The following is a 6,657-nucleotide window of genomic DNA, read 5'->3' as shown; positions in this document are numbered from 1 at the left end:
GCTCCTATGCGTCCGGTCCTGAGCGGCCGGACGCATGCGAGCGCCGCTAGGCCAGGTTAAAGAATCTCGGTGTTGGCGATGTGGATGCCAAAACCTTCGAGGCCGACATAGTGGCGTTCGCGCGAGGCGATCAGGTTGATCGACGAAATGCCTAGGTCTTTGAGGATTTGCGCGCCAAGACCGATCTCGCGCCATTCGCTTTCGCGCCGGCGCGCCTCTTCATGGTCCTCGCGGTCGCCGGCAGCTGGCCGGTTGCGCTCCTGATGGGCGACGCCGACGGAGCCTTCGCGCAGATAGACAATGACGCCGCGCCGGCGCTCGCCCATCGATTTCATGATGCCGTCCAGCCTGTGGCTGGTACCGAAGACGTCCGTCACAACGTCCTCGGAATGCAGCCGCACCGGCACTTCCTCGCCGTCGCGGATGTCGCCGAAGACGATCGCCACATGGTGCATAGAATCCCACGGCAGCGTGTAGGTAAAGACCTGCGCCTTGCCGCCAGGCGTGTCGATGGCAGAACAGGCAACACGCTCGACCAGCGTTTCCTTGCGCTGGCGGTAGGCAATGAGGTCGGCGACCGAAATCTGCTTCAAACCGTTCTTTTCGGCGAAGGCCTGCACCTGGGGGCCACGCATCACGGTGCCGTCATCATTGACCAGCTCGGAAATCACGCCGACCGGCGGCAGGCCGGCAAGCTTGCACAAATCGACCGCGGCTTCGGTATGGCCCGAACGCATCAGCACGCCGCCTTCGCGCGCAATCAGCGGAAAGATGTGGCCGGGGCGGACGAAATCAGACGCGCCGACATTGCCATTGGCAAGATTGCGCACGGTCAATGTGCGGTCGTCGGCCGAAATGCCCGTCGTCGTGCCGTGCTTGAAATCGACGCTGACGGTGAAGGCGGTGGTGTGGGCCGAGTCATTGTCGGCGACCATCGGCGAAAGATTCAGGCGCTTGGCTTCTTCGCGCGGCATCGGCGTGCAGACGATGCCGGAGGTGTTGCGGACGATGAACGCCATCTTCTCCGGCGTGCAATGGACGGCGGCGATGATCAGGTCACCCTCGTTCTCGCGCCCGTCATCGTCCATGACAACGACGATTTCGCCGCGTTCGAACGCACGCAGGGCTTCTACGATCTTCTTCTGGTCGTAAGGCATAAGTGCTCGTTTCACTCGCAGGGGAGTAGGGGAATAGGGCAGTAAGGGAGTAGGGAAAAGGAAAATTTCTGTCGCGGGAGCTTTATAACATACTCCCCTACTGCCTTACTCCCCTACTGCCTTCCCGTTTGTCCTCGATGACGCAGATAGTGATCGGCAATCGCGCAGGCAACCATCGCCTCGCCGATCGGTACCGCGCGGATACCGACACACGGATCGTGCCGGCCCTTGGTCATGATCTCGACGTCGTTGCCGTCCTTGTCGATTGACTTTCGCGGGGTCAGGATCGACGAGGTCGGCTTGACGGCAAAGCGCGCGACGATCGCCTGGCCGGTCGAGATGCCGCCGAGGATGCCGCCCGCATTATTGGAGAGGAAGACCGGCTTGCCGTCATTGCCCACGCGAATCTCGTCGGCATTCTCTTCGCCGGTAATGCGGGCGGCCTCGAAGCCGTTGCCGATCTCGACACCCTTGACGGCATTGATCGACATCAGGCCCGAGGCAATGTCCTGGTCGAGCTTGGCGTAGATCGGCGCGCCGAGACCTGCCGGAACGCCATCGGCGACGATCTCGATCACCGCGCCGACCGAGGAACCCGCCTTGCGGATGCCGTCAAGATACGCGGTGAAGGTGGCGACCGAGGCCGGGTCGGGCGTGAAGAACGGATTTTCGGCGTCGCCAACGAAATTCCAGTTCCAGTTGGCGCGGTCGATCGATTTCTCTCCCATCGAGACCAGCGCACCGCGCACGACCATACCGGGCACGACCTTGCGGGCCAAGGCTCCGGCCGCCACTCGCGCCGCCGTCTCACGGGCCGAAGACCGGCCGCCACCGCGATGATCTCGCAGGCCGTATTTGGCATCGTAGGTGTAATCGGCATGACCAGGCCGGTACTGGCGGGCGATCTCGCCATAGTCCTTGGAGCGCTGGTCGACATTCTCGATCAGCATCGACACCGGCGTGCCGGTGGTGATCATGGTCTCACCGTCCTCATCCAGGATGAAGCCGGACAGGATCTTGACCTCGTCGGGTTCGCGACGCTGCGTCACAAAACGCGATTGACCCGGACGGCGCTTGTCGAGGTCGGCCTGGACCGCCGCGCGCGTGAAGCGGATGCCGGGCGGACAGCCGTCGACCACGCAGCCGAGCGCTGCGCCATGGCTTTCGCCCCAGGTGGTGACGCGGAAAAGGTGGCCAAACGTATTGTGAGACATGAAAACCAGCCCTGCCGGCATCGGAGCCGGCTTAGCGCATGACCGCGAAAATCGGAGCGATTTTCGCGGTCATGCGCAAAATCAAAGTGCTACAGCGTCCTGCGCGCGGCCAACGGGACGCGCGGCGCTGTAGCCTGCGTTCTATTGGCGTTTTCGGCAGCGGTCAAACTGTGATCTGGCGGATTTAGTTTTGACACATTCGGTTGGTTTCTGCTTCCTTCGATCCGTCTGTTGAACACCCGCCGCCACCGTGCCGGCGCAATGATAAGAGGACGATGATGCGTATCCTACTCGGCGCCGTTGCCGCCATGTTGCTGATTTCCACCGCCGCCTTCGCCGGCCAAACCGAAGGCCTGATCAAAGAGATCGATAAGGACACGTTGACGCTGACACTCGACGACGGCAAATCCTACAAGCTGAACGCCGAAACCGATCTCGAAGCGCTGAAACCCGGCATGGATATCGTGATCGCCTACGACGAGACAAACGGCGAGAACGTCATCACCGACATGCAATTGCCGGATTCAACCGAATAGCGTCTTTCAGGCTGACCTGTCCCGAAAGCCGGGATGAAGGTCGTGTGACCTACCATCTTGTCCGAACCCTCGGTTCGGGATCACGGTCTTGGTCAAAACTCATTCAGCCGACTTCAGGGCCTTCGTTCACGACACACTCTGTCGGGCAGCGTACCACGCCTGCTCGGCAATGGCGGCTCCATCGTCGAAATGGCCGGTGAAGAGTTCCGGCTAGATCTCGGCCTGACTCATGCCGGAGCTCCATCGAGCCAGAACTTGTTCGCAGCCCTCGACCGGATCGGGGGCCGCGATGATCGTCACCACGGCCTCAAGATCGGCAGGTGTCCTCAATGTCAGCATGTCGGACGGCTTTGCCGGCCGGTGTGAAGCGACGGCGAGAGGGGCGCAACACGGTCGTTCAGAGTGAGTGGGTTTCGACCCTTACAGCCACTCCAGACGTCGTCCCTCTAGTCTGAGCAAGCGATCCTGCGGCACATTCAGGGTTGCGGCTTCTTTCTCGGGCATTCCCAGCACCATGCGGAACAGGGCGCGCACGACGCCGCCATGGGTCACGCAGACCGTCTGGCGGTCCAGCGCGTCGAACCACGGCTTTATCCGTTCGAGCAGCATTTGATAGCTTTCGGCGCCCTCGCCGGGCGGCAGGAAATTCCATTTATCGAAGCGCCTCTCCCTGGCTGAGCCCAAATGCCGGGCCTCGAGTTCGGGAAAGGTGAAACCCTGCCAGTCGCCGAAACTCATTTCGACAAGGCGCGGATCCGTGCGGTAAGCTTGGGGATCGAGCCCCATCGCCATGCGAATGCGTTCCATGGTCTCACGCGTTCGCCGCATCGGGCTGGCGACAAAGTCGAAATCCTGGGGGTTATGGACAAATTCGGCCAGCCGGCGCCCGTTGCGACTAGCCTGCTCGCGGCCGAGCGCATTGAGATCGGTGTCGGCCTGCCCCTGCAACCGCGACTCGGCGTTCCACTTCGTCTGGCCGTGGCGTGCGATGTAGACGAGCGGATACATCAGGTCTTCCGGAAGAGATCGGGAGCAGACAGGCAGGATCGGTGTTCGCGGAAGGAACTAGTCCTTGACGGTCGAAATGTCGGGTGCGTCGACGGCCTTCATGCCTACGACATGGTAACCGGAATCGACATGGTGGATCTCGCCGGTGACGCCGCGTGAAAGGTTGGACAGGAAATAGACGGCTGAATCGCCGACTTCCTCCTGAGTGACCGTCTGCTTCAGCGGCGAATTGTATTCGTTCCACTTCAGGATGTAGCGGAAATCGCCGATGCCGGAGGCCGCAAGCGTCTTGATCGGCCCGGCCGAGATGGCGTTGACGCGGATCTTCCTGGCGCCAAGGTCGACGGCCAGATAGCGCACGCTGGCTTCGAGCGCCGCCTTGGCGACGCCCATTACGTTGTAGTGCGGCATCACCTTTTCCGCGCCATAATAGGTCAGCGTCAGCAGCGAGCCGCCCTCGCTCATCAGCGCCTCGGCGCGCTTGGCGATGGTGGTGAAGGAATACACCGAAATGTCCATGGTGCGCAGGAAATTGTCGCGCGTCGTCTCGACATAGCGGCCTGTCAGTTCGTCCTTGTCGGAAAAGGCGATGGCGTGGACGAGGAAATCGAGCTTGCCCCAATGCTTGGCGATGTCGTCGAACACCGCATCCAGCGTTGCCGGATCGGTCACATCGCAATGGCCGGCGACATGGGCGTTGAGTACCGCCGCCAGCGGCTCGACGCGCTTCTTGAACGCCTCACCCTGATAGGTCAGCGCAATCTCGGCGCCGTGGTCGACGCAAGCCTTGGCTATGCCATAGGCGATCGACCGATTGTTCGCGACGCCAAGGACAAGCCCGCGCTTGCCGGCCATAATGCCTTGTCCACCCGCCATGTGAGCGCTCTCCGCAATATCTTCTGCTTTGTGGAGTGGCTATCGCACAGGCACAGAGCCCCTTCAAGCGTTCAAAACGGACAGTTCAGGGGACAAAAGCATCGCCCCACAGCGCCGCGCGTCCCTTTGGACGCACAAAGGACGCTGTAGCACCTAACCTTGCGCATCGATTTTAGGCGGTCATGCGCTAGCGTTTCCGGTTGCGCATCAGCGCTTCGAGATCGCTGTCGCCCCCTTCGGGAAGCATCAGCCGCACATGCGCGTAGAGATCACCGTGTCCGCCAACTTTTTCCGGCAAGCCCCTGCCCTTCAGCCGCAGGACCTTGTCCGAGCTCGACCAGGCGGGGACATTGACCGCAACCTTGCCGGTCGGCGTTTCGACCGCCACCTTGGCTCCCAGCACGGCATCCGCCAGTGCAACCGGCAGGTCGGCGTGGAGGTCGCGGCCTTCGACACGATAGCGCGGGTGCCGCCGGAAGCGGATCTTGACCAGCGCGTCGCCCGGCTGCCCCGGCCCTTGCTCGCCCTGGCCTTTCAGCCGGATGGTCTGGCCGTCCTCGACATAGGCTGGCAGCTTGACGGCGACCTTGCGTCCGTCGGGGAACATCGCCGTTACCTTCTCCGCAGTCGCCGCTTCCTCGATGGTGATGTCGAGCGTCACGTTCAGGTCGGCGCCGGACGGCGCCTGCCGGCCGGCGCCCGTGCCCCCACCGCGAGAGAAGGTCTCGCCGAATATCTGGCTGAAGATGTCGCTGTTGCCGTCGAACGGATCGCCGCCCGGACGGCTTGAGCGAAACTCGAAACGTGAGCCGCCCGGCCCTTGCTGCCGGCGAAAACCGGCGAACGGATCGGCGCCGCCGGCGGCACCCTCGAAACCTTGAAAGCGCGGCTTGCCCTCGGCGTCAATCTCGCCGCGATCGAAAGCCGCACGGTTCTTCTCGTCGCCGACGATTTCGTAAGCCTGATTGGCTGCGGCAAACCGCTCCTTCGCCTTGGGATCCGGATTCTGGTCCGGATGATACTCCTTGGCGAGTTTGCGGTATGCCGATTTTATGTCCTTGGCCGATGCGTTCTTGGCAACGCCCAGCACCTCATAGGGGTCGCGCATGCTTCCTGCCCTGGAGAAGGAGTGAGTCCACGATTGCCATCTATATGCGCTCGCATAGGAAGAAATTCCAGTGGCGCGCGGTCACATGATGGTGGAAAATCAGAGCGCTTTGAAGTCCTGCATCCGCCAGGCGCCGGCGCCGGCCAGGCACACCTCGCCCTTGAACAGGGCTACGCCGTCGAAGCTTTCGCGCGACGCGGTGAAGCGGCGGCAAAGCTGGCCGTTGTCTCTGGACTCCGCCAGTTCGGTGATCGAGCCGCGCGAACCGGTATCGGAATTCGCCCAGGGAACAGCCTGCCCGCCAAGTTCCTGGATATCGGCGGAAGACACCGCGTTGCGGATCGTCGCCTGGTCCGAGGCGCGATCCTGATCGATCGGCGAGGCAGCAGCAGGCGTGCTGCTGGTCAGGATCGTACGGTCGACCTCCGCCTGCTCCAAACTGAAGCCGCCGGCACCGCAGGCCGCAAGCGGCAAGGCGACCAGCACGATCGCGACCTTGACCGCAGCCTGGGCGCTGGCCGAAGCAATAAGGCTCCATTGCCTGCTGTCAAAAGGTTGCGCGATGCGCGACAATCGGCAATCTCCCCGGCCGGCATAGAATTTGGAAAAACTATGAGCGAAACTGAGTTAACAAGCGGTTCCTACGATAGGTAACAAATTCAGTCGCTTGGATGGCCGGTTTCCAAGATCGGTTTCCGCAACGTTCCGCCTAGAGTTGGAAACCCCAAAATGAGAATCCGTCCTGACGCCAGGCTCAT

At 62.0% G+C, this 6,657-nt stretch carries 8 protein-coding genes; 1 reads left to right on the top strand and 7 read right to left on the bottom strand.

Annotated features, from left to right (window positions below; all coding sequences use genetic code 11):
* Positions 1-56: 56 nt before the first annotated feature.
* Complete coding sequence (gene ribB, locus EOA85_RS23610; RefSeq protein ID WP_065006209.1) at positions 57-1,157, bottom strand: 3,4-dihydroxy-2-butanone-4-phosphate synthase; 1,101 nt, start codon at positions 1,155-1,157, stop codon at positions 57-59.
* A gap of 113 nt (positions 1,158-1,270) precedes the next feature.
* The gene (gene aroC, locus EOA85_RS23605) at positions 1,271-2,371 is read right to left on the bottom strand and encodes a chorismate synthase (protein ID WP_127211370.1); all 1,101 of its coding nucleotides are present in this window, start codon (positions 2,369-2,371) and stop codon (positions 1,271-1,273) included.
* Positions 2,372-2,649: 278 nt separating this feature from the next.
* Between aroC and EOA85_RS23600 the strand changes: the two genes are divergently transcribed.
* On the top strand, positions 2,650-2,907 hold the full coding sequence (locus EOA85_RS23600) for a DUF1344 domain-containing protein (RefSeq protein ID WP_029355578.1): 258 nt from the start codon (positions 2,650-2,652) through the stop codon (positions 2,905-2,907).
* A 210-nt stretch (positions 2,908-3,117) separates the two neighbouring features.
* Here EOA85_RS23600 and EOA85_RS39930 read toward each other — a convergent pair whose 3' ends face one another.
* From EOA85_RS39930 to EOA85_RS23580, 5 genes are all read right to left on the bottom strand, one after another.
* Positions 3,118-3,246, bottom strand: a complete 129-nt coding sequence (locus EOA85_RS39930; protein WP_281033777.1) for a hypothetical protein — start codon at positions 3,244-3,246, stop codon at positions 3,118-3,120.
* Between the two features lie 81 nt (positions 3,247-3,327).
* On the bottom strand, positions 3,328-3,915 hold the full coding sequence (locus tag EOA85_RS23595) for a histidine phosphatase family protein (protein ID WP_127211369.1): 588 nt from the start codon (positions 3,913-3,915) through the stop codon (positions 3,328-3,330).
* Between the two features lie 57 nt (positions 3,916-3,972).
* Complete coding sequence (fabI, locus tag EOA85_RS23590) at positions 3,973-4,791, bottom strand: enoyl-ACP reductase FabI (protein ID WP_127211368.1); 819 nt, start codon at positions 4,789-4,791, stop codon at positions 3,973-3,975.
* Between the two features lie 187 nt (positions 4,792-4,978).
* Positions 4,979-5,899 carry a DnaJ C-terminal domain-containing protein gene (locus tag EOA85_RS23585; protein ID WP_127211367.1) on the bottom strand — a complete coding sequence of 307 codons (921 nt, stop codon included), beginning with the start codon at positions 5,897-5,899 and terminating at the stop codon, positions 4,979-4,981.
* Between the two features lie 99 nt (positions 5,900-5,998).
* Positions 5,999-6,472 carry an RT0821/Lpp0805 family surface protein gene (locus EOA85_RS23580; protein WP_095518283.1) on the bottom strand — a complete coding sequence of 158 codons (474 nt, stop codon included), beginning with the start codon at positions 6,470-6,472 and terminating at the stop codon, positions 5,999-6,001.
* Between the last annotated feature and the right edge of the window lie 185 nt (positions 6,473-6,657).

Origin of the sequence: Mesorhizobium sp. M5C.F.Ca.IN.020.29.1.1, assembly GCF_003997375.1 — a bacterium.
Classification (GTDB): domain Bacteria; phylum Pseudomonadota; class Alphaproteobacteria; order Rhizobiales; family Rhizobiaceae; genus Mesorhizobium; species Mesorhizobium wenxiniae.
The sequence above is the reverse complement of the archived record's forward strand: the minus strand, read 5'-3'. Positions and strand labels throughout refer to the sequence as shown.